Raw genomic sequence first — 26,599 nt, 5'->3', positions numbered from 1 at the left:
GATTCCTAATAGTAGCTTCTGCTCCTTATAAAAAACCAGTACAATCTCGAAGTTGTTTAATAACAAGCAAGGAGCATCGTGAATAAATTAACTGTCTTACTGCTATCCTCATTGTTTTGTGCAGCCACCCAGGCAGCACAGACAACCGTTACTATTAATTCCACTGGAGAAGGCGATAACGAGATTGGCCAAGTTGTCTTCAGCGATACCGATTTTGGCTTATTAATCGTGCCAAATTTATCCTCGCTTCCACCAGGATTACATGGCTTTCATCTACATCAACACCCTGATTGCGGTGATCATGGCAATGATGCAGGCTCCCATTTCGACCCCGCTAAGACTAATAGTCATAAAGGCCCTTATGATAAAGGACATCTTGGCGACTTACCTGTTCTCTATGTTGGTGCCGACGGCAAAGCGAGCACACCAATATTAGCGCCTCGTTTGAAAACAACTGATCTTACAGGCTTATCTGTGATGATCCACGCAGGTGGTGATAACTATAGCGATAACCCACCTTTAGGTGGTGGCGGTGCGCGTATAGCCTGTGGTCCGGTAAAATAGCATTATCACCCTTCGATGACGGATAAGAGGAATACGCTTAAACCCGCCCCTTATCCGCCCTTCGGGCACCTTCTCCCCTGAGGGGCGAAGGGAAAAATAGAGTCCCCTCTCTTCGTAAGCGGGGAGAAGGGCAGATAAGGGGTCTTTCTACAACGTTAAGCTAACATGTACCGCATGCAAAACTGCAGCAATCCGACCAATCCGCGCAAGAGCCTGGGATGAAACCCCCTGCTCTCCCAATTGGCGAGCATGCGAACTAATGCAGTTACCACAACCATTCAAAGCAGACACAGCAAGCGACAATACTTCAAAGCTTAGCCGATCAAGACCTGGATTCATCATTCCCTGCATACGCAGCCCAGCTGGAATCTGAGCTAACTCAGCCTGCTCACTTAGGTGTACAAAGCGGTAATAAATATTCGTCATTGCCATCAGACTTGCCGCAAGTTTCGCTGCGTTAATCAGCGTTTCATCAGGATTAAACTCAAGTAGCTCAGCAATGAGCAGGTCATCGTTCAGATGATAGGCAACCGCAAGAGCTGCCCCAATAATTTGGGGCTCAGTTAAACCATCGGTTTGAGTCAAATCGAGCACTTTCGTTAAATTGATACGTGCATCCTTCGCCAACTCAGGCAATTGTTCTTTTATTTTTTCTAACATGATAGCCCCCAATCAAGACAGGTGGATTGTTTCTTCGCCTTTGCTCCAATTACAGGGGCAAAGCTCATCTGTCTGTAAGGCATCAAGCACACGAAGCACCTCTTGAGGATTTCGCCCAACATTCAGATCAGTCACCATGACAAAGCGGATAATTCCCTCAGGATCAACAATAAAGGTCGCACGCTGGGCAACACCTTCATTTTCATCAAGAATACCTAGAGATTGACTCAATTCGCGCTTGATATCAGCGAGCATGGGAAAGGGCAGATCATGTAGATCCGGATGCTGTTTACGCCAGGCCAGATGCACAAATTCACTATCAATACTTGCACCTAAAATCTGCGCATCACGATCATTAAATTCTGAATTTAATTTGCCAAACTCAGCTATCTCTGTTGGACAAACAAAGGTGAAATCTTTAGGCCAGAAAAATACAACCAACCACTTTCCCTTATATTTTTCTCTGGAAATGACTTCAAAAGCCTCTTTAAGGTCATTACTGACAGTTGCCTTTAGCTCAAACTCTGGGAATTTGCTGCCTACACTAATCATTATTACTCTCCTCAAAAATTATTCAGTTCATTCACTGTTAACTTTAGAAAAGAGCGATTAATAAGTAAAATCGAATATTCTTATTGTTTTAATCAATATTAACTATCGCAGAGTCAATCTTCTGCTCTTGCTCTCTGTTAGCTAAGAAAAGGATACAGAGGCCGATAAGGCTAAATAAGACAGCAGGAACCGCTAGCGGTAGTGTTGAATTGACTGTTTTAGTGATTAGAAAATAACCCACTATACCAGCAAACAGAAAACGGATAGCGCCAACTGCAGCCGCCGCAGCTCCCTTAGCGTCATCGAAGGGAGACATTGCACCACCAGCCCCTGCTCCCATGCAAAAGGTTCCACCAATACCTATTAGCAGCATTGGATAGATAAAATTATGAATACTGAGCCCCTCGAGCAAATACCAAAGCAGCATCCATACCCCGCCAATCAAGCTAAGTAAATAACCCACGGCACAGGTTTTAAAAATACCTAAGCGTTCAACGATAGCTCCACCAATAAAGCTGCCGATCAATACTGAAATCCCCATGAAGCAAAAATAAAAACCATAACGGGTCTGAGGAATTTCCAGGGCACGAATAATCAAATAGGGTGAAAGGGCACAAAATAAATAGAAATAGCAGTGGCCAAAAGAGGAGGCTAGAGTATAAATAGCAAATTCGGAATTTTTTACCACATGCAAGTATTGGCTAAATACTTTCTTTGTTAAGGGTGTTCGCTTCGCTAGAGGCAAACTTTCTTCAAGCCAGAAACCCATTGTAAAAATTGCTGGAATTGCGACAAGAAGCAAAGCCCAAAAGGTTGATGACCATCCGAAATACAAATCAAGATAACTACCGATAAAGGTCGCAAAAATGGGGGAGAATGAAATCATGCCATTTAAAAAACTATAGGCCTTTGCCGATTTGTCACCCTCATAGAAATCACGAACTACAGCAAAACCTAAAACCATCATGCCGCAAGAACCAAGTGCTTGAATGATCCTATAGGCTATTAATTCATTTACATTGCTTGCCAAACCACAGAAGATTGATCCTAGAGCAAAACATAAGGCCATCAATACAGCGATTTTTCGTCGTCCAAAATGATCCGAAACAGGCCCGATTATCAATTGCATAACCCCGGCACTTAACATAAACAAGTTCAAGGTCATCAACATTTGGGTGTCAGTGGCTTGAAAATCTCGCGTTAAATGGGGGATAGCCGGTACATAAATATCCATTGCCAGAGGCAAAGCGAGCACCATTGGGGTTAAGGCAATAATTAATTTGGCGAACATCGGACTATACCTGACTATTTAAAAGACAATCTATTTTAACTCAGGACATCTCTTTTAGCCAAATGGCGACCAGGAGGCTTCAAATTTGACTTATTTATAGCTATTATGCTCCTTTGATTTACATCTTGGAGAAAGCAAATGACTCGTGAAGAAATGATCTGCCGCATTATTCGACAACTTAAGAAAAACCCAAACTGGCAAAAAACCTGCTGCGGATAATGAACGTATTCGTTCAGGGGACATGTTTGAATCTTGGTGAAAGTATGGAGTGAACGCTTACTAATGAAGTTACCCCCTCTTGGCGAATTGCTCGCCTATCAAAACGAAGCCATACTCGGTTATTTCTGCCACAAACATCCAAGCTACACAGAAGAGCGGGCAAAGCAATTATTCACCGATCTTATGGGATGGATGTGGCTAAATTTACATCGCCAGAATAATCATCGCCAAACCTACCTCTTCGGCCCCTTACTAGCCTTAGACGAGCTCTGGCACGGCTTTATCTTGCATACACGGGATTATTTGGCCTTTTGTCAGCATTATTTTGGCGAATATTTCCATCATGATGTTGAACCTATTGGTTTAGAACATGAATTAACCACTGAAGAACTCGCTGATTTCCTTAACGACTGTTTTGAATACCTTGGAACTGATTGGGTCAATCGCTATTTTTCTTCCCAGCAAGCTTTTTAAATTTTGCCTTATCGACAAGGCATCAGAGATAACGTATTATCGTTGAACTCTTCCGTTTTAAATCAGTTGTCCAATGGATTCCAGATGCAAAACCCAGCGTTCTGAGTTCAAATGACTAGAAGAGTCTCGATTACTTAATACCATTTGGAGTGAAGCCATGGCTGCCGAACACCTTTCGGCCTCTCTTGTCAGTCGATTGTCATTACCTGGCACCCATAAAATGCCGCAAGGTTACTATCGCTCTAAATTATTTATTGCTCCATTTACGACCAATCCCTTGGTTGCAGCAGCAGGCCCTATTCTTTCCCTGCTTGAACGTTTATGTGTTGCCCCCTCTTTACCGTCAATAGATTCTATTCGTGATAATATTGAACATGAATTACGAGCCTTTCACAGTCGCTTAAATAGCAAGGCTTATACTGAAGAGCTAGATGCAATTGCCCATTATTTACTGTGCGCAACTATCGATGAGCTACTAGGAAAAAATTACCTTCGCCTTTATGGAAAGGCAGCAGAATTTAAGGCTTTTACACCCTCCACTCATGATGATAAAGGCCCGCAAACGCGATTTTTCGATATAACTAATCACCTTAAACAAAGTCCCAATCAGTATCTCGACTTGCTTGAACTGGCCTATTATTGCCTGATTACCGGGTTTGAAGGCGAACAGCATGAGCGCGCTGATGGTAGACAAGTATTAGACAATTTAATTGAAGAGTTATTCCAATTGATTCAACAGCATCGTGTTAATAAACCTCATCGCCTGTTCCATGAACAAAAAGCTGTTGAAACCTTTCCAACAAACCGTAAACCCTTAATTGCAGTTGGCATAATTGCTTTAAGTGTGTTGACGTTGAGCTTTTTTGTGAGCCATGTTCTCTTGGAAAAACAAGCTAAGGCAGTCCAGTTTGGACATACAGTAACCGCAAAACTGGACGATTAATGGATAAATCATTGACCTCACTTTGTGACGCATTAAAAAAGATTATTGGGCATTTAAAACCGCAATCCAATCCTGTTTCCTTTTTACTGATGACAGGTAAAAGAAACCAGGGAAAATCGACCTTACTGCGCCAAAGTAACTTTACTCATTTTCCAGTTGACGGTGAGACAAGCGCTCATTTTTATTACAATCAACAAGGTGTTATTCTCGAGCTGGGTGAGGCCTGGCTTAATCAAACAGAAAACCTCATTGCCTATACTTTAAAGCAATTAAATCGCTGTCACTCTAGTGTCCGAATTTCGGGGATTCTCCTCTGTGTTGATTCAAGTGAATTATTACTGGTAGAGCCAGTCCATTTACTTGAATTATGTAAATCCCATGCCCAGCTACTTGAGCGCTTTGGCCAAGCTTTGGGTTACCCGGTTGATACAGCACTGCTCTTTACCAAACTTGATGCCTTAGCTGGTTTTAGTGATTTTTATCAAACTGATCATCCAAGCGACCTGACCAAGCCCCTAGGCTTTTCCCTAAATTACGTCAAACAAAGAAAGAAATTACTCGAAATCTACAGACATCAATTTGATCAGATGATCGAGGTTCTAGGGCAACAAATTATTAATAAGCTGCACCCTGCTCGTTCAACACAAAAAAGAACGCTGATCAGAGAGTTTCCCTTACAGCTTGCCAGTCTGCGCGTGCCAGCTCAGTCCTTGATTCAGAATTTACCGCTTAATCTCTTTCGTATCAAAGCAATGTATTTTACAAGCGCAGAACAAGGCGGCGTTAGTGTTGATAGGCTAAATGAGAAAATTCAGCATGAATATGCCCTGGCAATTCAGGATAAATTTCCTCAGTCCAATAACTATAAGGCTTATTTTATAGAGGGTGCATTAAAGGCCTTCCAGGAACAAACTAAACGTTTTATCCCACATATTAGTTCCTCGCAAAAATGGCTTGCTGGTGTCGCTGCAGGAACCGTAGGTTTGTCGCTTATTTGGCTTATTTGCCAGCATTTTAAAACGACTAAATTACTCGATGAGGCAAGCAAAGAATTACTGACTTATGAAGCTCTACTAGGGCAAACAGAGAGTGATAAGACCTCAGCCTTGTACCATCTTTCTTTGGCATCTAATAAGCTTGAGCAAATACCATCTACCCTTATTTCAGTGCCTATTATCGAACAATTAAAAGTGCAACTGCGTAATAATACAGCAAATCGGTTGAGTGATAATTTTATTCCCGATTTGACGTCTAGCTTAGAACAGATCATTGCTGATCCGGCTCAAACACAAATTGCCCGCTATGAAGCTTTAAAAATTTACCTCATGCTTTCAGATCCTGAGCATTATTCCGAAGCAGAGGTCACAAACTGGTTTAGTGGTTATTGGAAGCAAGCCAATCAACAAAAGAATATTGACAAGCAATTGCTACTGCTTAAGAACGCCCTTAGACAGCCGATGCAACCCTTAACTATCAATAGACAAATAGTGAGTGATGCACGAAATTACCTCAATGCCCTCCCTGCTACTTATTTGTATTATTCGCTTGCTAAAAATAATTTTTCTTCGAAAAAACAAGAAATTGCTATTGAAGGCTTCGACCTTCCAGCTAGGGAATTACCCAATTATTTCACAAGGTCTGGCTTTAAAGAGGAAATTGCCGCTCTACCTAAAATATCAGCGCAACTGCAACGTGAAAATTGGGTATTAGCACGCCAGGATTTGGATAATTTACCCGCTTCTTTAGAAGAAGCTTATTGCTTCGAATATGTCACTTGGTGGCAAAACTTTATACGCCATACAAGACCTGTCCATTACCAGGATTATCAACAGGCTCGCCAGCTTACACAGACCTTACATCAGAAAAACTCTGTCGCGGCACTTATTGAACTTATCCAGCAACAGACAGGACCTGATGTAAACGATAGTTCCAGCCAATTCAATTCCAAGGTTGCTAATCAGTTCACCACCCTCAATTTAATGAGTGCTTCTGCAACCAACGAACTTACGCAAAATATCAATGAACTGGAAAAATTCTTAACGACCCTCTCTCTGGTCAATGATCAGGGGCGTACTGTTTTCGAACTCACCAAAACAAGATTTATCGGGGGCACACTCTCTGATCCTCTAAGTACTCTATATAATCGAGCACGGCAACTTCCAGAACCTGTTTCAACCTGGGCTAAGCAATTAGCAGACGATACCTGGTTTATTTTTATCCATGAAAGCAAAAATTATTTGAATCGACAATGGCAACAATTAGTTTACCGTGACTATCAAGCTACCGTGGCTAACCGCTATCCACTTGACCCAGCAGAAAACAACGAAATCGCTTTGGCAGACTTTGACCATTTCTTTGCTCCGCAAGGAACACTCAATAGTTTCGTTAGCAATTTTATCAAACCATTTTTAGACACTTCAGTGCCACAATGGCAACCGAAGGAATTAAATGGTTATGTCTTGCCTATTTCCTCTGATATTACTAATGAACTGATTCGTGCGAATGTGATTTCCAAAATGTTTTTCCCGGATGATGCAGAAACAAGCCGCATTGAATTTAGTCTGCAAAAAATTAATCTCGACCCCGTGGTCTCTAATCTGCAACTAACTATTGGTAGCTCTAAATTATCAGATAACCAAGGAAGCGATTCCTTCACTCAATTCAACTGGCCACAAAATAATGCCAAACTAGTTTTATATTCCATAGACGGCAATCATTTTGAAATTGAAGAAACAGGCCCCTGGGCATTCTTTAAAATGCTGCAAAAAGTCAATGTCCTAGTCGATAGTAACGACAGTTCAAGCCTGCAGATTTTATTTGAAGTAAACGGTAATTCCGGACGTTATGTCTTAAAAACACAAAATCCAATCAACCCCTTCAGTCCAGGCATCTTAACTGGCTTTGTTCTTAAACCAGAAATAACCTAGAGCCCTTTAGCAGCCGATAGTAGTGACGGCCCTATCATTGAATACTTACTAAACAGAGGCGCGACCAGCCTATTTGATGCTACCGAAAGCGCTGTGGTAAATAATAATTTTCAAGCGTTACCCGCGCTCTTACCAAAGATTGAAGATAAGGTTCACCACCTGTTCTGTAATAGATCACCCCCATCCCGAATTCCTGCGGCTTGACCCATAGGTATCTACACAAATGTCTAAAAGCCTTAACAGATAAGGGTTATAGGTCGGGGCAGTGCTCCAACCCACAAAGCATAATTGATGATTATCCATATCTAAGGAAAACCTTGATCACTAAGAGCGCAGCGTAATCAAGGTTTCATTTAAAATTCACTGCTACGGGCTTTTAGACATTTGTGTAGATACCTATGGGCTTGACCTCGGGATCTATGAGCTCAGAGCGAACACTGGATCCCGCGGTCAAGCCCTGTATCTTAGCCACATCTTTAGAATCTTGGTGAAAAGCCCGCTTTTCGTTCAAGATGCGCCAAATATGAATTTTCCTTGAGTTGTGCGCATGAGACAGGGTCAAGCCGCGGGAATTCAATACTGGAGTGAGGACTGACCTATTACAGGGAGATAGACCTCCTGCATTTTCCCTTCTCCCCACCGAGGGAGAAGGTGGAGCGAGGTCCGACCCGGACACATAGGTAACAGTTAATCTACATCCAGACCGAAGAAGGAGAGTCTGCGATGCCTTGAATAGAGACTGCACCTATGAATGAAAAGATAAAATTTATTTCAGCCTATTTAAATAACAAAGAGAGCACATTCAAAGAGTTATGTGAGCGTTTCAATATTAGCTGTAAAACTGGCTATAAATATGTGAACCGCTGTTGATGGTTTAAAAGAGCATTCTCGTGCGCCTCACATTCAATCTAATAGAATGCCCAGTCATATTGAAGGAAGCCTACTGGATGTAAAAGACAAGCACCCTAGCTGGGGAGCAAAAAAAATAAAGAGCTGGTTAGAACAAGAAAAAAAAGATGTTTCATGGCCAGCTAAGAGTACTATAGATGAATTATTTAAACGGCATAGGTTAGTAAGGCCTGCAAAAAGGAAGAGGCGCGTATCGCCATATACCGAGCCTTTCGTTCTTTGTAATCAGGCAAATGATACCTGGAGTATCGACTATAAAGGGCAATTTTCATTAGGCAATCAACAACTATGCTACCCACTAACTGTAACGGATAACTTTAGTCGCTATCTTCTAGCAATCGAAGGTTCGGAAAAAATATCAGGAATAAAAGTTAAAAATGCATTAATCCGTTTATTCTTAGAGCATGGTTTACCATTGGCTATTAGAAGTGATAATGGAGTCCCTTTTGCAAGCCATGCAATAGCAGGATTATCGGAGTTATCCGTGTGGTTAATAAAGCTAGGTATCGTTCCTGAACGCATCCGCAAAGGGCATCCTGAAGAAAATGGCCGTCACGAGCGCATGCATCTTACACTTAAAAAAGAAACCGCTTCACCTCCCAAACAAAACATGGCTCAACAACAGCTATTATTTAATGCGTTTAAAAAAGAATTTAACGAACAAAGACCTCACGAAGGTATTCAATTTAATAGACCTGCCTGGCTTTATACAAACTCTTCTCGGCAGTTTCCTACTAAAATTTCTGCTGTCGAATATGATAATAGCTTTGAGAAAACTAGAAAAATTAGAACAAATGGCACCATGAAATGGAAAAGAAAAGAAATTTTCGTCTCCGAAACTCTTAGAGGCGAAAGGATTGCTATGAAACCTCATAGCGAATTAGAGTGGATTATATATTTCTCTTTTAAGCCATTAGCTCTCTTTAATGAAAAAACACTCGAAATTAACAAAATCATGATAACGTAGTGTTACCGATGTGACCGGACATTTTTGTTACCTATGTTCCGGCCACACACGCAGCACCTGATGAGGGCGCTCTGATTTGAAGTTCTTCTGCTATTTAAAGAGACTCACACTAATGTGGTTTTGTAGGCAACATTTTCACATTAGGGTCTTTCGAATAGGCATCAAGAATATCCGTCACTAATTGCACTACAACACTAGACTTAGCATCTTCTTCGATAAAACCACCTGCTTCCTTCATCATAGACAGACGATTCTCGATTTCTTTGGCGACCGAACCACCTGGAAATAATGTTGCTAGTAATCTTCTCGCTTCTGCCGGACCTAAATGACGATATAAATGGTTACGTACAGAGGCATCTTCCGCGGTTGTACTAAAAGCCCATAACTCAATTGGGCCAAGAGTGATCGTTAAAAGTTGCACATTCACACCCGATTTGGTCGCATATTGAACGAGGAACGTTGCCCCGCCCTGCTTTGGTCCATGTACACGGGTACGTAAGGCTGTTTTCGCAGTATTCGATAAACCGAAAATCTGACTTGTCTTTTCAACAGCCTGCGACGGACCAGCATCCATCACATAGATAGCCGTACTAAAATCAATCATTATCGCGTCAAAGTCTTCCACTGCCTGAGATAATAATGCAATCTGAACTTTCCATTTACGGCCTTCCCGCATATCAATAATCACCTGGTCGCGTACCGCAGCCGATTTTGAGGTTCGATGGAATTCGTCATAAACAATACGTTTAGGATCTTCTCTAATCTCCAGAATACGTTCTTTGTGATATTCCTTATATTGAGCAGGAATATTGCTTAAGCTCTCTTCTGTTAAATAATAATGACGAGCAAGAACATAACGCGCCAACATATACATTACTGAGGTTTGTCGATCCGCAGCGTCACCGCCACTTTTAGCTACCTCATCGAGATCAAGTGAAACAACACGTGCATCACCAATATCAAAGCTTGTGACACGAGACAAAATTGGATATTCACGAACAGCACCAGAGATCATTCGTGAAAATGCATTAATCAGTGATTCGCCAGTTGGTGCAGTTACCTTTTCATATAAGTCTTCAATAGATGGGGTTCTGCATATTGAAGCCCCATCCGCAAGCAAAGGCATAGCATAGCGCTGAGCAAGCAAGGCTTCATGGACAAATCCTGCAGAATAGAGGGAATCGGTGACTTCCCACCAGGTTGATTTTGAATCGCGGACAAAGCCAATTTCTTCAAGAATACTATCAATAAGATCTTCAACCCCAGGCGAATAGGGAGTTGGATTATATTCATCGGCGAGGCTTTTATACAATTCATCAACAACCATACCCGCCAAATCAGGCATACCATCATAAGGCTTAGCCGCACCTAGGGGGGTAGTCAGTAAGGTTAGGAAATTCACCAAAAACGAGCGCTCTGTCGCAGTCGGATAACGACAGCCTAACTGGGTATCAAAAGGATTAATTGAATAGTCAGGCGTCATTCTTAAACGATGATAGGCAACCAAATGTCGTTTTGAAGCAGGAAGTGCCTCTTTAAGCAGAGAAATTAACCCACTACTAGAGGGGCCAATATCAATAATTGCTATGCGTGGTAAGCGTGTTAGACCGCCAGATAAGCATAGTGCCAAATTCAAAGCATTTGATAATACTGACTTACCCGAACCAGGACGTGCATAAACCAGATCGATCCAAGTGGTCTGTTGAGTGGAGCCTGGTTGGAAGGGCCAGGGCTTACCATCAGGAGAGCGGAATAACAATGCCCCTGTATCCCAAGGTGAAGCTGGTCTCGTAATTGGCAACATTGAGATAACATCAGATAATGGCGCCACTGAAGCTACAGCCGCACTATGCTGAGTTGTCGCTAACATTGTAGAGACAAAGCCAGCAAAGGGATCGCCACATACCTCGGAAACATCTGTAGACCCCCAACCTTGAATTGCTTTAACCAATTCAGAACCACGTCGGCGCAATAGAGCCAGTTCACCCTCAGGCGCCCAGGTTGCCGCTACAACACGCAGTCGAATGATGGGGTCATCGCTATTTAGCTGTAAATATTTCAACAAATTCACTGAGTCGCTTATAAGCCTATTTTGTGCTGAAGAGAAACTTAGAATAGCAGCTAGCAGTCCCTTCAATTTAATAGTATTTAAACCCTCGCTTTCAATCAAAAATGAAATCCGCCAAGGAATATGTGAAGGTAAAATACGCGTGAATAAATTAAGAAAGGGGCGAATATCTTTTGGGAACAAATCAATAAATACCGACGAATAAATTTTATTACCCACTCTGACGGTGCGTAAATCTAAGGCTTCGGCATCTCGTGGGATCACCTGCTTAGACAAAGAGGGCCATAATAAATCAGATGGATCACCATCGAAACTATTAACTTCACGTGGATAAAGTTTGTCGCCAGGCAAACTCGGACGCCATTCTGTTGCAGTAAAATCAGGATCAGCTGTCATTCTTATAGCGTGAACAGCATCATGAACTTCCATTAATTTGGCATAAACTTTGAAGGTTTCCAGATCATTCATCACTGAACGAACATAAGCTTCATGCGTATCACGCAATTCCGGAATAGCTGCAAAAATTGTTTGGCTATTTTTAAAAGCAGGCGCCTTAGTATCCTTGATCATCTTCATTTTAGCTTTAGATGCGGCCTTTAACTGCTCTTGGGTTAAATTATAGGGGCGGGTAAATAGGACAAAATAAAGTCGCTCTTCTGCACAATATTGTGCGAGATAATTAACGCGCTCATTGAATAAATCGTCTAAATTCAGTTCTAGACGCTTTGCCGTAGCTTCAGCTGGAGCATAAATATCTTGGATGACCTTTTTTATATTTTGTTTATCATGAGTAAAATGCACTTGTACAGCGTGTCCAGCTCGGCCAAGAGGACCTTGGAAAGCATTAGATATACCCTCAACTAAGCGCACAAACTCTTCCGCACCAGCTAGCGCTGTTACACCTTCAATTTTTAAGATAGATAATAAGGTGCCATCATGGTTCACTAGAACAGTTGGACTATCAGCAGTTTCCAATTCACAATATGATTCTGTGGTCTGTTTCAGAGAGGTACTTAACCAAGCAAAAAAAGTATCTACACTCTCAAAAAATGAATCTGCCAATTTTCCCATGACATTTCCCTACTCTAAACATTAATGTCGTTACAAATCATTATCGTAAGTGATCAGCCTCTACCAGGGAACGGTCGTATTCTCGCAACCTGCACTCAAATCCAACCGTTCGAGTCAATCTAAGCATAGAGGATCTAAGCTATTACATCATTATATTACTGTGACTTTATGTTTTATTCTCAGTAATTTCTTCTAATGCACTGGCAGCCCATCGCTCAATCTGTTTACGAAATTTCGCTCTAGAAGGTAATAACCGTATGTTTTTAAATAACTTATTGGAAATTTCATTTGAAGTAACTCCAGAATCAATGATCAATTGACCAAATATTGCGGGGTCGCTAGTACCTTCGCCATACTTTTCTTCTACTATTTGCGAACGGAATTTGAAGCTCCGATAAATATTTTGTGCGCTGTTCTTGTAACCCGTATCATTTGTAATCGCACAAAAAAGAACATGGCATAAACTATTAAGTTCAGTTTGCGAAAGCTCGGGCAGATATATCAATGTGCCTCCGCCATAACCGCCAACACCTACCGATTCAATAAAAAAGCACTGAGCACAAAAACAACAAGCCGTGGCAAGATTAGGCAACTTGTTATTTGCAAAATTGTGATCAAGATTCACAATTTCCTGAAATAATCTTGCCTGAAAACCGCAAAACTGACAGGTATATCTATCTCGCTGAAATACCTTAGTTTCAAAGGACTTAAAGCGCTCATCAGCCTTCCTTGCGGAATACAAACGCCAGGAACCTGCGCTAGCAACAAGCCTTAAATTTTTACGCCCTTGTGCCATTACAAAACGCTCTCCACCAACCGCCCATATTGTATGCAGCCTACACTCTAATCCAGAAGTCAAACAAGTTCAGATATACCTCTCTGACTTACATTGGCAAAAACACCTATCTCGAAATACAATGGGAGGCAAATAAATGCCTCTCGCTAAAACAACTAATCAGGATGTTCCAAAGAGAGTACCGGATGCACCAGCCACAGAACCACCAGTAGCACCGAACATAGTTGCTCCAGCAACACCTAAAATTGAAGGTAAGAACAACAAGGCTGCTGCAATGAAAGTCAATGCTAAAGGTGTACCAATCGGAATTTGTGTTGGGTTATCTTTGTGCGCTTTAAACTTCATAATAGCACCAAGTGAAAATCCCAAGCCAGCAACATAAGAGCCTGCTGTAATTAATTTAGATATGCTTCCAATACTACTAGTAATACTCGATGCCATATTACCCAGACTTGTCGCCATTACCTCCCCTGCAATAACGGCTAAAATAAAGCTTAAACCCCATGCTAATAAGCGCTTAAAATCTCGCTTTGTTTTTAAGGGACTCTTCACGTTCATTTCTCCTTAATAAAAAAGTTAAGTCTATCACAAATTGTATTATTGACGATTTCCAGTGTTGCTACAATGTTCGTAGCTAAAAAATTCTACCAAAAACATATAGTAAACTTTTCCAGTACCTCCTAGCGACCACCTTTGAGAAGCTGCTAATAAAGTAATTACGCCCGTCATTTCTTTTATTATAGTTAGTAGCCGCTAAAATAAAGGGCTCGCACTAAGAAAATTCTGTGTTTGGTTATTTATCGACGCATATTGTGGCTTAGCATCCGGTACTGTCTTCTATATTATTCCTCAGAAACTACTAAGGGGTGAAATTTGATTAAGTTTATCCATCGCAGGGTTTGCAGCTTCAACTTACTGCTATTCGCTATCTGCATCAAAATAATATTGCATAGCAATTCGATGCTTTCCTCATCTGACATAAAGCTATCTATGACTAAGTTGAGTAAAAGCATGGTTACCAATAGTAGGTAGATGCAGCCTTCAACTGCATCCTCTATTGGTAACAAGTCCTAAAATACATAAATTAGGAGAAGAGAGTACCTGTTGCACCTGCTACAGTACCACTGCCTCCGAACATTGTTTGTCCAGCAACACCTAAAATTGAAGGTAAGAACAATAAGGCTGCTGCAATGAAAGTCAATGCTAAAGGTGTACCAATCGGAATTTGTGTTGGGTTATCTTTGTGCGCTTTAAACTTCATAATAGCACCAAGTGAGAATCCCAAACCGGCAACATAAGAGCCTGCTGTAACTAATTTAGATATACTTCCAATACTGCCAGTAATACTTGATGCCATTCCTCCTAAGCTTGTTGCCATTACCTCCCCTGCAATAGCGACTAAAATAAAGCTTAAACCCCATGTTAGTAAGCGCTTAAAATCTCGCTTTGTTTTTAAGGGACTCTTCACGTTCATTTCTCCTTATTATAATGTAAGCAGTTAACTACCAAATATTGTATTATTGACAAGTTGCAGCGTTGCTACAATGTTCATAGCCAAAATTCCACCAAAAACATGCATTAAACCTTTTCCAGTACCGCCAGGAGGTTGACCTTGAGAAGCTGTACGCGCTATTAGCATCCATCCCCTAACAAAGGCAATTACACCTATCGTTTGTATAATTATGGTCAACGGTCGCCCAAATAATGGACTAGCGCCAAGAAAATTCAATGTTTGGTTATTACTCGATACAGGCGCATATTGCAGAATACTGGATGAGCCAAAGGTTGTTTGCAGAACTACTGCTAAACCAGTCGGAAAATAAATAAACATTCCCGCTACAAGCATATAGGCTAAGGGTTCTTTTAAGCTAGCATTCTGTGACATCATTGACTTGGATTCACCATAGGCCTTCAAAGTATATATAGCTTTAAAAGCGAACGCTAAACCAATCATATAGGCGGATCCTGTAACTAAACGCTCAACTGGAAGCAAGTTATTTGCAATATTATTTAAAATATTCGCCTGCGCTGCTAAACTTCCGGTACCAGCCATAATTGCCTCAACTATCTTGCTGACTAAACCTTATCACACGCCCTGAACTCGTGACCACGCGCCCCTGATTTGGATCAATCAATTTAACTACGCCATAACCGGCTACATCTGTTCCCTCTCTAACGGTAATTGTAGACCCATTTGCAGCAATTAACCAAGCTCGGCCAGGGATGATTGCTTGGATATAGTACATTGGACCTGTAGGCCCTTTTACAACAACACGAGGCACAGGTTTAGGCTTGGTTCTTTCAGTTAAAACGGCTATCTCTTTTGATTGTTGATCAAGTTTTACTACCAAGGCAGTAATCATTTGATTGAGATTTGCTATTTTCTCATTTACCTGACCGACGCTTGAATTAATACCACTTAATTTACCATTGACAGAATTTACATCAGAGCGAAGGTCTTGTTGGCTTGTTTCTAAAGATGATAGCTTTTGATTAATCTGGGAGCTATCAACAGAAGGCTGTATTACCACTGGTGTAGTGGTTGGCTGCGGCGCAGCAGCAACCTGTGAGGGAGGAGGCGTCGTCTGTTGCTCTAAAGGCTGAACTGTAGATGTAGAAACAAGTGGCTGTGTCTCAGCAACAGTAGGAAGACTGGGAATCTGTTCTACATCCTTTCCTTTTCCTGAAAAGAACGAGCCTATAAATTTATAGCCCAGCATTAATACAGCTACGATTGCCACAACGATCAACGCATTTCGTCTGACATTCGTGCCCCCTCCAGAGCTAGTCTTTTTGGATGACTCACCTGATCCTGAGCCTGTTTCATCATCGCTCGCGGCATCAGATTCTAAGGTCTCTAGATCATCAAATTGATACTCATCATTATATTCATTTTCTGCCATTTTCTACCTGCTTATGATGTTGATGGTGCTGCTATATCTTGGGTGAACAACACACCTATGCCCGTTCCAGAGTATACCTCAACAGTGGTTGGAGTACTGAACTGTTGTTGAGCAACCTGTCCCCAGGATTTACCAAGAGTCGCTAATCCAATTACCGCATTTTGTAATGCAGATCGGCCAATACCATTTTGTACAGTAATATTTTGTCCTCCTCCTGTTCCACCAATTGTCACAGAAGTATTGGCGGATTGGAATGCGTTACCAAAGCCTTCAAGGAACGACGAGGCAAAGAGAGAACCATAACGAAGTAGATAGTGATGGTTTGTGTTACTTGATAAAGCCGTACGTGCTGTATTCGGATCAATTGCATAAGCACTTACAGATATTGTCTTCGGCGCTCCAGGAATAGACATAGTATTAAAACTTATTATCATCTTATTCGCATTAGCTGGCAGGTTAAAGCTACCTATCAATTTCGCGCCTTTCAGTTTGCCTGAAACAATAGTTGCCAAGATTGGGCCGGGTTCATCACTATTAACTGAGGTATCAATAACTGCAAAAAGTATATCACCTGTTTTAATCATTGCTGGCTGATTCTGATTACTTCCACCAATTTGGCCTGCGCCTGGTATTGAAGACTGAGGTGCACCTGTAGCCGCATTAGTTCCAGCTGCAGCACCACCTTCTTTATCAGAACTATCGTTACCACCAACGAAGGCTTGAGAAGGCGCTTTTGTCCAAGTTTGCATAGACTGGTTGGCAGCAGACATCATTTGAGCAGTACGTTGTTGAATTTGTTGTTGATAGCGTTGATCCTGCAGTTGCTGGTTTTGCTTCTTCAAAATATTTTGTAATTGCTGAGCGTTTGCAGCTTGGGCCGCAGCAACTGCGTTTGGTGATTGTCCAGCTCCGGGTATACTTGGAATTGGAGTAACATTTGAAGCACCTTGACCAGATAAATTGAGATCGCCTAAACCTGCGACTTGTGAGGTTGCAGCACTAATTTCAGCATTACTGAAACCGGCATTTCGAAGATCATTTGCGCTAAAACCTGCATCTGCCAAATCCTTAGCTGAGTACCCCGCTTGGCGAAGGGCAGCTGCACTGTAACCCGCTGCCTTAAGGTCTGCTGCACTATATCCGGCATTACGCAGTTCCTTAGCACTATAACCAGCAGCTTTTAGGTCAGCAGCGCTGAAACCTGCATCCTTAAGATCTTTCGCACTAAATCCGGCAGCCTTGAGATCCGCGGCACTGAAACCAGCCTCCTTTAAGTCCTTGGCAGAATAGCCGGCTGCCTTGAGTTCAGCAGCACTAAACCCTGCAGCCTTAAGATCAGCAGCACTAAAGCCCGCATCTTTAAGTTCACTTGCAGAAAAGCCTGCAGCCTTAAGATCAGCAGCACTAAAACCTGCATCTTTTAGTTCTTTAGCGGAAAAGCCTGCAGCTTTAAGGTCAGCAGCGCTAAAACCTGCGTTCTTTAATTCCGCAGCGGTAAATCCAGCATCTCTTAATTCTTTAGCAGTATAACCAGCTGCCTTCATCGCTGCTGCACTGCAACCCAATGTTTGCTTGATTGTAGCCGCAGAAACACCTGCTGCACGAGCAGCTTTAAGCGATTCAACGCTACAATTAGCTGTCCGTCCTGCAGCAATAACGTCAGCAGCATTGACTCCGGCTTTTAATAATTGATCTGGAGTAAATCCTGCATTTAACAAATCTTGCGGGGTAAAACCGGCATCCGCTAAAGCTTTCGCATCATAGCCCGCATTTTTTAATGCCGCAGCGCTACAACCATTTAACTCTCTAATTCGTTTAGCTGACACACCTTGCTTAAATAGCTCTTTAAGCTTGTCGGGATCACAACCTGCTGCACGAATGGCATCATCTACTGCAGCCATGGCAGCGCGAACTTGTTGAGGAGAGAAACCTGCTGCTAACAGTTGCTGTGGGGTAAAGCCTGCTGCAGCCAATTGAGCAGCATCAAAACCTGCAGCAGCTAATTGAGCGGCACTACAACCATTTAAAGTACGAATTTTTGCAGCAGTAACCCCTCTGGTCATCAGCGCTTTCAGTTTGTTTGGATCACAGCCTGCAGCTCGTATTGTATTATCATCAGCCGGACTAACTGCAGCGATTTGCTCGGGTGTAAACCCAGCATTAGCCAGATCGCTATCAGTGAACCCTGCTTCTTTTAAGGCCTTAGCACTACAACCAGCGTATTGTCGAATTAATTTTGCACTAACTCCGGCTAGGCGTTCTTTCTTTAAGGCAGCGACATCACAGCCCGTACTTTTAACATCTGCTGGGCTTATACCTGGCGGTAATTCCGACTCAGCTGCTGCAATATCTGCTGGGCTAAAGCCTGCATTAGCTAAGTCATCTGGCGTAAAACCTGCATTGAGTAAGTCTCTTGCGGTATAACCTGCTGCCTTTAATTCAGCAGCACTAAAACCAGCATTCTTAAGATCAGCGGCACTAAAACCAGCATTTCTTAATTCAGCAGCGGTAAAACCTGCTGCCTTAAGTTGGGCAGCACTACATCCACTGATACGTCGAATTGCAGAGGCACTAACCCCCTGTGCCCTTAATTTCTTTAAGGCATCTACCTGACATCCAGCAGAACGGATCGCTGCCACTGTCACACCATTAGGTAAACCACTTGCCTTAGCAATCTCTTCATCTGAAAATCCTGCTCCCTTCAACTCACCATCAGAGAAGCCACCATCTTTCATTTGTTGTGCAGTAAAACCAGCGTTGCGTAACTCGCAAGCATCGAATCCACATAGCCTTAATCGGCCAGCGCTAAAACCAGCATCCTTTAATTGACGTGCATTGTATCCAGCAGCCCGTAATTCTTTACAAGAACAAATCTGCTCCAATTTCCCCACTTGATAACCATTATCTTTTAATTGAGTACAAGTACAGGCAGACTTTAAATCTGTCAGCGACGCGCCTTCAGTAACGACCTGGGCAACGGCTGACTTACTACAACTATTATTCTGTAAAGCCTGTATCCATGCACTGCGTTGTGTAGCTTCTTCATCTTCTCGGGCTAAAGCGGTAAATCCAAGACCACCTTCCCCAGATGTTGATACACCAACTGGTTGAACCCCTTCTCCTAAAGCCTGAGTTTTAATAATGGTGGGAATAGCGCTACCTCCTGATTTCATTGCGGATTGCGCTTGCTCAACATTTTGCAGTTGTTGTAATTTTGCGTATTGAGCTGTTTGGTTTAAAGCGCCTGGAATAGATTGAATTCCTCCTGGCGCCATAGATAGATTCGAGCCATTTCCGGATATTTCGCTTGCGGCCTTGAATTTGAGAAAGCCAATCACTACTGCTGAAATCAGTAAAATGGCTGTAAAGATGATAATCACCCTTGTTCGCGTATTGGTAAATAGTGATTTAATATTCTCTTTTTTTCCTGCCATTTGATTATAACCCTTCTACCTTAAGCTGCATGACTTTTCCATGCCAAGATACCAATAATACCGGAGATTTCTGCATCTCATAGGCATGCATTCCATCCGCACTAGTCATACTGCCTATCCAGCCTGGAGATAAAATAGTGAGGTTTGTTCTTATATACATTCTATCGTTGAGGAGCCATGCTCTCGCATCACCACCACTGACAGTCAACCGTTGGCTTCCACCAGGAGGTACACCATCAAGAACATGCAACAAGATATCATTTGCGCTTGGAGGTATACCTTCCTCCATTGGCATAGTCTTAGCATTTGGACCATAGCCCTGTATTCTTAAATCCACTCGATAGTCCACCGCCTTCTGGCCAGGAATAAGTGTCAACATAACTGGTGTATTCAAACCACGTAACCTCACAGCCAGGTTGCCATAGTTATATAGCTTCATTGCTTGGATCATCAAGGTATTGGAAGTTTTATCCCATTGAATATTGAATGAGGACGGATCACCTAAATCATATGCACTGATAGGCCATGGTGCTCCTGTTGAATCCAAAAAAACCAGCGAAGATACAAAACCTTGCGATAAACGAATCACAGGTGGCGTCGAACCTGGTGACAAATTCACAAATTGTGAGGTTGCTGTGGGTTTGGGCGGAGTTCCTGCTGTGGAAGTCTGGGCGAACTCACGAGCTTGATACAGTTGCTTTAAACGGATGATTTGCTCAGGGTTCAACGGGAACAGTTGCTGAGTAACGCCCTCAAACGCTTTAAGGTTGATCAAGTCATCATCTACCTCAGCACTAACCGGAGGAGCTGCTCCTCCTGGTTGTGGGCTGGGAGGCGTATTATTGGCTGCAGTTGGCGGTATTTGTGATGGAGCAGGCGCTGCAGCATTCGCAGGCTTCCCTGTCTCTGCCTTATTCTGCTGATTCTGCTGATTTTGTCCTGGTTGAGCTAAACGCTGCTGCAAAAGACGAAGTTGCTGAAGAGCTTGCTGCGCTGAATCGGCATCATTCGCCGCATACACCGGAACCTGTATTGAATCGACTACCATTAAGCTAGCCAATCCAATTAAATGAAATAACTTCTTTTTCTTTTTCATCCACCTATCCCACCACTAGCAGGGCCGACAACAAACTGAGATATACCAATACCACGTGGAGAATTCAATGTTGGAACCCTCGTTATTAACATGGTAACCACGTTATTCTGCTGTGAAAACTCACTAGCACTCTGATAAGTCACTAGTATGGGCATCTGTACCCGCCAAGAATATACACCATTTAGCAAACCTTTTTGCAAGATAATTGGTGCACGTGTCGCTACAGCAGATACAATCAATTTTTTCGCTTTAACTGCATCCAAATTGTTAGATTGTTGCAAGGCATTTAGAAACTGCGTCCAACCATCAGCAGTAAAGAACCCTGAAGAAGACTGGAGTTCATCACGATAGTTAACAAAGTTATAGGTAAAGGCCGCGATAGCAGCCTGGTTTGACCATTGTAAAACCGCTGAGTCAGATTGATTTGGCTCATTCAACGGAAATAAGGGGGTAATCCTACCGGCAATACTGGTTGCAAAATACCTCGGCTCTGGTGGATGGGTTAGCAAATACACCAAAAGAGAGGCTAAAACAAAATTGATTATAATTGAGAGCAACAATGCAAGCATTGTTTTACGTTGGCCATCACGATAGAAATCGTTTCTCATTGAAACTGCCATTAACGCATCTTCAGCCATAATATCCTCGATTAGTCCGGTATTACTTTAACCGTATCATCAGCAACTGGATCGGCAGGTAACAGTGGTGTTGCCGAATAATTTGGTTCATATAAAACTTTTAATTGTACAGGTGGAGTGATACCGCTCGTTGCATAGTAATCTCGCGGAGGCTCATGAAAATAACGATAATAAACACCCAAACTCAAAAGAAGGTTTACAAGTAACGAGAGTATAAGGCATCTACCAGCCACACGATAAGTGCGAACATAAAAAAATTTAGCATGTATTCTGATATTCCAAGTCTCGCGACCCATTGCATCCCCAACTAAACGATAGCGTCTCTGAAAGTAATTTCAATACGCGAATTTGGCGTTTTATCCCCACCGTTACTAAAGCCCATTATCGGCTTATCACTTCCTGCACCTTCTGTAAAAATAAACCGGCTATCTATACCCTGCGACCACAAATAATCAGCTACAGCTCGTGCTCTTGCCAAGGTTAACGCATGCTCACGTTTTGCAGAAACATATTTTCCACTGTAACCCGTTATCGTTATTGCTACTTTACGAAATTGCTTTAGAAATTGCACTATGTTGTTTAACAAACCATATGAGCCCCAGGTCAATTGTGGTGACTGATTCGGAAATAGCGCGTTAGATGGGATACTGAGCATATAGTCTTGGCCAATTGTAACAACAGCTACACCACGGCGGGTTAAGCTTTTTTGCATTTTGATAACTGCTTTATCATCTGTTCCGTAAACTCTAGCAGGTAACTTCAGTGCATCACTATCTTTTGGATCGTAAACTCTTACTCGATTACATCCAAGCACTAGTAAGAATGCAAGCAGAGTGGCATGCCATGGTGAAAAAGCAGTTAGGCCAGCACGCAATCGTCTCACTAAAACCTCTCACTATTCTAAAACCTAGAAAATCATGCCAACTTGAGTTCTAAACAACAAATTTGGCGCCTAATCCCATGTGTGCATCGTGAAACGTCCATTTTTTGTATAAAAACAAGAAAATTAAGATCTATTTTAAACAAAATATCTGCCCTTTGGGTGCTCACAACGTACTCAGTAGATTAAATTAAATTATTCTCATTGTCATGAAATAAAAACATACAAATCATCGCGTTACAAGCAGTTCTTAAAAATTCTGGTAATAACTTAGGATTATGAACAAAAAATGAGCTTTTGGAGAAAGGATTGCCTCATTCTGCTCGCAATAGCAACATAAAGGGTAACAGTTTACGCCTATTCGCCAAAAATCTGCATTTGGCGCATCTTGCGAGAAAAACCACAAAAAAAGCGCACCATAGCTTCTATGTGAGTAATTTTTTTGTGGTTTTCCGCCAAATACAGACTCTCTATGAATAAGAAGCAAAGAAAGGTCTATCTTGGGGGATAGGGGACTAGGTGCTCTCTTCAGCCTTAGCTTTCGCTTTTTCACGTTCACTAGCGATTTTTTCACTAAGCCCGCTAATCATAGCAGTTAAATCTTCAGACGAAACAACATCCCGCTCTTGTGGAGGATAACTTGTTGCCATTTGGAAGTCTTTAATTAACTCATTAGCTACAGTACCTGCATATTTATCTTTCGCGCCACTGACACGCTCAATAACAGATAAATAATTTCGAGTTTCATTAATTCCCAGAAGTGATAAAGAAAATTGTTCAACATCTTTAACCAACAACGGTAACCCATGTTCTAGCTGACGAAGTTTAGAGAAGATTGTAAGAGCACCCTCTTCTTCCTCTTCAATAAGATCTTCAATTGGCTCTGGTTCATTATGGCCATGGAAGGCTAACAAGGCCGCAACTCCCCGTTCGATCGGCTCGGTGATTTGCGATTCATGTAATGCCTTGGTTATCAACGTAATTTCTTCGTTTTCAACCTCTTTTTCAATAGAAAGCTCTCCACTATCCAGTACTTGTTGAAATCCAAAAAGTTGTTTTTGCAACTTCATCAAGTAGTCATCCGGTGGCGGCTCTACTTTGAGGAATTGATTAACTTTCAAACGTTTAACAGGCGTGGGGTTCGCATAAAACATACGGGCCCGCACAATCTTGGATTTGAAAAAGATGTGAGCCTCACCCTCTGTCTGATCTTTTAAGTCTAGCAAATCGATACGGGAACGCTTTTCGAAGGACGAACTTTTGGTATCCATATAACTATTTGAAATGCTGGTATCTTTGGTTTGGAATGAATCCACCTTAGTCACATAGGCTTCGCCAGCAGTTTTGGTAAAAAAGTCCCAAGTTTCAACGGGATCTTCAAGTTTCATGCATATTTTAATGTTCGTGTTTGCACCAATAGATGCAGCTTCTTCTTTAGATGCTTTTTGGAAAGCTGGCAAATCTTGTCCGGCAAATATTGCTGAGAATCCAAGAGAACGTGCTTGCGCTGGTACCACGGCAAAACCTTGCACAGCATAATATCCGTACTCATCGAGAATACACATATAAGGTGTTGGTGAATTTGTTGGTTTACGTAAGATCACATCGCGGTAATCCCCTTCAACCTGGTCACCCAAACCAGCTGCCATCATTGCCTTCAGTGAGGAAACAATAACCTTACCCAAGTTTGATAATTCATCCGGGGATTTTTCCAGCGCGGGCAGTAAAACAACCAAAATTCGTCGATTAAGTACTACGTCCTTAAAATCCACCTCTGCAAGGTTCGTTCTAATAATATGTCCATAGGTATCAGCAAGTGATGAGAACACACGAACCAACTGCATTGTAATAAAACCATGTTGCTCCAATACCTGAGAAACCTGTTTTCCTTTTTTCTCTTTGTTATATCCAGGTAGGTTGAAAACATAGTTACGTAAGGGATCTGTTACTAGCTTAGGCACAGACTCGATATTGACACTTTCCTGCTCATCACGAGGAAAAATTTTATCTATCACTATCGATTCTAATTTTACCAGATCGAAATAATTACGGATTGAGTTCGCGTCGAGTAAGATAGCCCCTTCATCACGCATATAGACAAGCAGCTTCATTAAGGCTTCCACGAAGCTGATAGCCCGGCCTTTCCACATATCACCATCAGAAGACTGTCCGGACGATCCCATTAAGCTAACTACAAGCTGGGTAAGCATGCTCGAAGAACCCTGACAAAAAGGATTCAACGTATTCGATAAGCGTCTTTCTTGAGGACCAATAATATCCCTTGCACCAGTCATGAAATTAATTAGTAACAAATCATCTTCACGACCCATACTACGAACCATGGAAAATACTTTCGCATAGAGCGAGTTATCACCTTTACCATCGACATAGATGAAGCCACTGGCTTGAACCAACGCATTATATGCCAAGGAAACTAAGGCTTCTGTTTTACCACTACCGGTTGAACCAAAAATGAGGATATGTGTTCTTAGGTCATCATTTGCAAACCAAAGCTCTTCACCTGTTTTTCGATCATTGCCGAAAAATGCGATTCCTCTGGCAATATTTGGTGTACCAATGCCAGGCTTTAAATCGTTGTAATCCTTAACACGCGCGATTTGTGGCAATCTAAAAGGTAACTTCTGTTTACGTGAAAAACAGTAAAGAAAAAATATAATGCCGAATACAAGCATCAAAGTAGATAATTCAGAAACATAATAGGAAACTGCAGCCAAAGAAACTAAAACAATAGCAATATTCGATGGATCTGAAAAAAAGTCACCCATCCGTTGACCAAGGGTACGTGTATCCCGCAACAATAAGGTAGGATCAATTTCATGACGAGAATCTATACCACGCATTAGGGCTCTAACTCCTGCATTTCCTTAGGTGTCAATTTAACTTCTTTAATTGCTACTTCAAGCGCTTTAATCGCTTCATCAATCATCGGTACCAAAGACCTTCTCCCCATTTCTTTTTCAGCGCGCCAATGAGCGAAAGCTCCCCCTACTTCGGCAAAGGGAGTTTGTCTGCCAATACTATTAAGCATATACCATAATCGACGATCCAGAGGCTTTAACCACAAAAATTCTGCGGGAGGAACAACACCATCATCGCGCGAAGCTGCTAACAAGGACGAAATTACAGTTAAGAGATAGGCATGCTTAGTAACAATTTCCTGTACATTCTCAGCACCCTGATATTTCTTTATAACAGGTCTGGCTACGCTAAAATCTGGTTTACCTGCGGTAAAAGTTTTGTCCAATGTTTGTAAAATCATATTTGCTGAATCCCTATCCCTATTCATACGAGCCATGAAAACAGCAGCCAAGGCATATGCATGGGGTGGGCAACGCTCAAAACCATCCCAATAAGGACCGAGTTGCAAGGTAAAAACTCGCTTGGCATCTCCTTTCCTAAGACCCGCGGTCATCTCTTGACCAGGAACGGGATTATCTAAAAGTGCATCTTCTTTTTTCAATAGATTATATTTACGCGCAAATTCCATAGGTGTTAACGCCATTGCCCAGGGGCCTTTGTTAACATCTTCATTCGCTAAGTCTTCTTTGACAATAGGCATAATTGCAAGCCAGTTATGTTGCTCCTGAGCTCGCAAGGTTTTCATATTATGCGCCCGCCGAAATTTAAGGGTAATATCAGAGTGATACAGGAAAAAAGCTAGTAATACCAAAATAACCACAACTGGATAACGAATATAATCACCAACACTTTGCGTTAAACCAACAAATTGCTCCCACTCCACAGAAGCTGGATCAATGGTTTGCATAATATAGATATTGCTTTCAAGCTTGGGCACACTAACAAACAGGGTAATTAATTTTGCTTGAAGCACATTGAGATAAAAAACAAAGGCAACGATATACTGGTGTGAAGTTTTCCAGATTATGAATGCCGTGATAATTAAAAGCACCGTAATCCAAACAGGCGCCATCGAGTTATCACCAGAACCTTGCTGTTGTTGTTGAGCCATCCGATATTTTCTAATAAGACGAGATAATATATAGTTTCAAGTATATACCCAAGCTCCTTCAAAATGCGAGTTTTTAGGCACCTTGATTTTTTCACCCGAGCTATTTTTAAATAGCAAGTAATAGTTAGCTCTATCGCGCGTTTTTAAAAATAGCTCGGGTGAAAAAAGCAAAAAACTCAAAATCGAATTTTGAAGGAGCCTGGATATAGACCCACT

General features: G+C 41.9%; 21 protein-coding genes. 5 read left to right on the top strand and 16 right to left on the bottom strand.

Translation table 11 applies throughout. The annotated features are described in order from the left end of the window. The first annotated feature begins 78 nt into the window (after nt 1-78). Nucleotides 79-564 (top strand): superoxide dismutase family protein, encoded by a 486-nt coding sequence (locus BN1094_RS05905; protein ID WP_043873358.1) that lies wholly within the window; start codon nt 79-81, stop codon nt 562-564. Between the two features lie 147 nt (nt 565-711). On the opposite strand, the gene BN1094_RS05900 is transcribed toward BN1094_RS05905, so the two are convergent. The 3 genes from BN1094_RS05900 to BN1094_RS05890 all read right to left on the bottom strand — a co-directional run bounded on the left by BN1094_RS05900 (nt 712) and on the right by BN1094_RS05890 (nt 3,067). After that, nucleotides 712-1,224, bottom strand: coding sequence for a carboxymuconolactone decarboxylase family protein (locus BN1094_RS05900; RefSeq protein ID WP_081935025.1), 513 nt, complete (start codon nt 1,222-1,224; stop codon nt 712-714). 12 nt (nt 1,225-1,236) lie between these two features. Then, nucleotides 1,237-1,776, bottom strand: coding sequence for a peroxiredoxin (locus tag BN1094_RS05895; protein ID WP_043873357.1), 540 nt, complete (start codon nt 1,774-1,776; stop codon nt 1,237-1,239). Between the two features lie 88 nt (nt 1,777-1,864). Then, entirely contained in the window at nt 1,865-3,067 is a 1,203-nt protein-coding gene (locus BN1094_RS05890; RefSeq protein WP_043873356.1) for a multidrug effflux MFS transporter, read from the bottom strand. Between the two features lie 282 nt (nt 3,068-3,349). On the opposite strand from BN1094_RS05890, the gene BN1094_RS05885 reads away from it, so the two are divergent. From BN1094_RS05885 to BN1094_RS05870, 4 genes are all read left to right on the top strand, one after another. Beyond that, nucleotides 3,350-3,760, top strand: coding sequence for a glycine-rich domain-containing protein (locus BN1094_RS05885; protein ID WP_043873355.1), 411 nt, complete (start codon nt 3,350-3,352; stop codon nt 3,758-3,760). A gap of 157 nt (nt 3,761-3,917) precedes the next feature. Next, nucleotides 3,918-4,703 (top strand): type IVB secretion system protein IcmH/DotU, encoded by a 786-nt coding sequence (icmH, locus tag BN1094_RS05880; RefSeq protein WP_043873354.1) that lies wholly within the window; start codon nt 3,918-3,920, stop codon nt 4,701-4,703. Then, on the top strand, nt 4,703-7,630 hold the full coding sequence (gene icmF, locus BN1094_RS05875) for a type IVB secretion system protein IcmF (protein WP_043873353.1): 2,928 nt from the start codon (nt 4,703-4,705) through the stop codon (nt 7,628-7,630). Before icmH ends, icmF begins: the two co-directional genes overlap by 1 nt. A 916-nt stretch (nt 7,631-8,546) precedes the next feature. Then, complete coding sequence (locus BN1094_RS05870; RefSeq protein ID WP_052403153.1) at nt 8,547-9,506, top strand: DDE-type integrase/transposase/recombinase; 960 nt, start codon at nt 8,547-8,549, stop codon at nt 9,504-9,506. A gap of 109 nt (nt 9,507-9,615) precedes the next feature. Here the strand turns inward: BN1094_RS05870 and BN1094_RS05865 are convergent, their stop codons facing one another. From BN1094_RS05865 to icmP, 13 genes are all read right to left on the bottom strand, one after another. After that, nucleotides 9,616-12,645 (bottom strand): type IV secretion protein IcmB, encoded by a 3,030-nt coding sequence (locus BN1094_RS05865; protein WP_043873352.1) that lies wholly within the window; start codon nt 12,643-12,645, stop codon nt 9,616-9,618. Nucleotides 12,646-12,811: 166 nt separating this feature from the next. Then, the gene (icmJ, locus tag BN1094_RS05860; protein WP_043873351.1) at nt 12,812-13,441 is read right to left on the bottom strand and encodes a type IVB secretion system protein IcmJDotN; all 630 of its coding nucleotides are present in this window, start codon (nt 13,439-13,441) and stop codon (nt 12,812-12,814) included. A 159-nt stretch (nt 13,442-13,600) separates the two neighbouring features. Continuing rightward, a complete protein-coding gene (locus BN1094_RS05855; RefSeq protein WP_043873350.1) occupies nt 13,601-13,999 on the bottom strand; it encodes a hypothetical protein in 399 nt (132 codons plus the stop codon). Nucleotides 14,000-14,525: 526 nt separating this feature from the next. Beyond that, entirely contained in the window at nt 14,526-14,846 is a 321-nt protein-coding gene (locus BN1094_RS05850) for a type IV secretion protein IcmD (RefSeq protein ID WP_425411908.1), read from the bottom strand. Between the two features lie 93 nt (nt 14,847-14,939). Continuing rightward, a complete protein-coding gene (locus BN1094_RS05845; RefSeq protein ID WP_043873348.1) occupies nt 14,940-15,494 on the bottom strand; it encodes a hypothetical protein in 555 nt (184 codons plus the stop codon). 7 nt (nt 15,495-15,501) lie between these two features. Next, entirely contained in the window at nt 15,502-16,344 is an 843-nt protein-coding gene (icmG, locus tag BN1094_RS05840; RefSeq protein ID WP_043873347.1) for a type IVB secretion system protein IcmG/DotF, read from the bottom strand. An 11-nt stretch (nt 16,345-16,355) separates the two neighbouring features. Then, a complete protein-coding gene (gene dotG, locus BN1094_RS05835; protein WP_043873346.1) occupies nt 16,356-19,778 on the bottom strand; it encodes a type IVB secretion system protein DotG/IcmE in 3,423 nt (1,140 codons plus the stop codon). A gap of 4 nt (nt 19,779-19,782) precedes the next feature. Next, nucleotides 19,783-20,874: a DotH/IcmK family type IV secretion protein gene (locus BN1094_RS05830; RefSeq protein WP_043873345.1), complete on the bottom strand. Its 1,092-nt coding sequence runs from the start codon at nt 20,872-20,874 to the stop codon at nt 19,783-19,785. After that, nucleotides 20,871-21,512, bottom strand: coding sequence for a type IVB secretion system apparatus protein IcmL/DotI (locus BN1094_RS05825; protein WP_043873344.1), 642 nt, complete (start codon nt 21,510-21,512; stop codon nt 20,871-20,873). The genes BN1094_RS05830 and BN1094_RS05825 overlap by 4 nt, the downstream gene beginning before the upstream one ends. Before the next feature lie 11 nt (nt 21,513-21,523). Then, complete coding sequence (gene icmM, locus BN1094_RS19980; RefSeq protein WP_043873343.1) at nt 21,524-21,808, bottom strand: type IVB secretion system protein IcmM/DotJ; 285 nt, start codon at nt 21,806-21,808, stop codon at nt 21,524-21,526. Between the two features lie 11 nt (nt 21,809-21,819). Beyond that, nucleotides 21,820-22,395: a type IVB secretion system protein IcmN/DotK gene (icmN, locus tag BN1094_RS05815; protein WP_245614197.1), complete on the bottom strand. Its 576-nt coding sequence runs from the start codon at nt 22,393-22,395 to the stop codon at nt 21,820-21,822. Between the two features lie 512 nt (nt 22,396-22,907). Then, entirely contained in the window at nt 22,908-25,253 is a 2,346-nt protein-coding gene (locus tag BN1094_RS05810) for a TraM recognition domain-containing protein (protein WP_043873342.1), read from the bottom strand. After that, nucleotides 25,253-26,383: a type IVB secretion system coupling complex protein DotM/IcmP gene (gene icmP / locus BN1094_RS05805; protein WP_043873341.1), complete on the bottom strand. Its 1,131-nt coding sequence runs from the start codon at nt 26,381-26,383 to the stop codon at nt 25,253-25,255. The genes BN1094_RS05810 and icmP overlap by 1 nt, the downstream gene beginning before the upstream one ends. Nucleotides 26,384-26,599: the final 216 nt, after the last annotated feature.

This window comes from Legionella massiliensis, assembly GCF_000756815.1.
Taxonomy (GTDB): Bacteria; Pseudomonadota; Gammaproteobacteria; order Legionellales; family Legionellaceae; genus Tatlockia; species Tatlockia massiliensis.
The sequence above is the reverse complement of the archived record's forward strand: the minus strand, read 5'-3'. Positions and strand labels throughout refer to the sequence as shown.

What these genes read in the sequence shown, in the direction of transcription:
- BN1094_RS05810 (WP_043873342.1), bottom strand. Translation starts at nt 25,253, where the DNA reads ATGCGTGGTATAGATTCTCGTCATGAAATTGATCCTACCTTATTGTTG.
- BN1094_RS05830 (WP_043873345.1), bottom strand. Translation starts at nt 20,874, where the DNA reads ATGAAAAAGAAAAAGAAGTTATTTCATTTAATTGGATTGGCTAGCTTA.
- BN1094_RS05870 (WP_052403153.1), top strand. Translation starts at nt 8,547, where the DNA reads ATGCCCAGTCATATTGAAGGAAGCCTACTGGATGTAAAAGACAAGCAC.
- BN1094_RS05895 (WP_043873357.1), bottom strand. Translation starts at nt 1,776, where the DNA reads ATGATTAGTGTAGGCAGCAAATTCCCAGAGTTTGAGCTAAAGGCAACT.
- icmG (WP_043873347.1), bottom strand. Translation starts at nt 16,344, where the DNA reads ATGGCAGAAAATGAATATAATGATGAGTATCAATTTGATGATCTAGAG.
- icmJ (WP_043873351.1), bottom strand. Translation starts at nt 13,441, where the DNA reads ATGGCACAAGGGCGTAAAAATTTAAGGCTTGTTGCTAGCGCAGGTTCC.
- icmP (WP_043873341.1), bottom strand. Translation starts at nt 26,383, where the DNA reads ATGGCTCAACAACAACAGCAAGGTTCTGGTGATAACTCGATGGCGCCT.
- BN1094_RS05865 (WP_043873352.1), bottom strand. Translation starts at nt 12,645, where the DNA reads ATGGGAAAATTGGCAGATTCATTTTTTGAGAGTGTAGATACTTTTTTT.
- BN1094_RS05845 (WP_043873348.1), bottom strand. Translation starts at nt 15,494, where the DNA reads ATGGCTGGTACCGGAAGTTTAGCAGCGCAGGCGAATATTTTAAATAAT.
- BN1094_RS05825 (WP_043873344.1), bottom strand. Translation starts at nt 21,512, where the DNA reads ATGGCTGAAGATGCGTTAATGGCAGTTTCAATGAGAAACGATTTCTAT.
- BN1094_RS05855 (WP_043873350.1), bottom strand. Translation starts at nt 13,999, where the DNA reads ATGAACGTGAAGAGTCCCTTAAAAACAAAGCGAGATTTTAAGCGCTTA.
- BN1094_RS05885 (WP_043873355.1), top strand. Translation starts at nt 3,350, where the DNA reads ATGAAGTTACCCCCTCTTGGCGAATTGCTCGCCTATCAAAACGAAGCC.
- icmH (WP_043873354.1), top strand. Translation starts at nt 3,918, where the DNA reads ATGGCTGCCGAACACCTTTCGGCCTCTCTTGTCAGTCGATTGTCATTA.
- dotG (WP_043873346.1), bottom strand. Translation starts at nt 19,778, where the DNA reads ATGGCAGGAAAAAAAGAGAATATTAAATCACTATTTACCAATACGCGA.
- BN1094_RS05900 (WP_081935025.1), bottom strand. Translation starts at nt 1,224, where the DNA reads ATGTTAGAAAAAATAAAAGAACAATTGCCTGAGTTGGCGAAGGATGCA.
- icmM (WP_043873343.1), bottom strand. Translation starts at nt 21,808, where the DNA reads ATGGGTCGCGAGACTTGGAATATCAGAATACATGCTAAATTTTTTTAT.
- BN1094_RS05890 (WP_043873356.1), bottom strand. Translation starts at nt 3,067, where the DNA reads ATGTTCGCCAAATTAATTATTGCCTTAACCCCAATGGTGCTCGCTTTG.
- icmF (WP_043873353.1), top strand. Translation starts at nt 4,703, where the DNA reads ATGGATAAATCATTGACCTCACTTTGTGACGCATTAAAAAAGATTATT.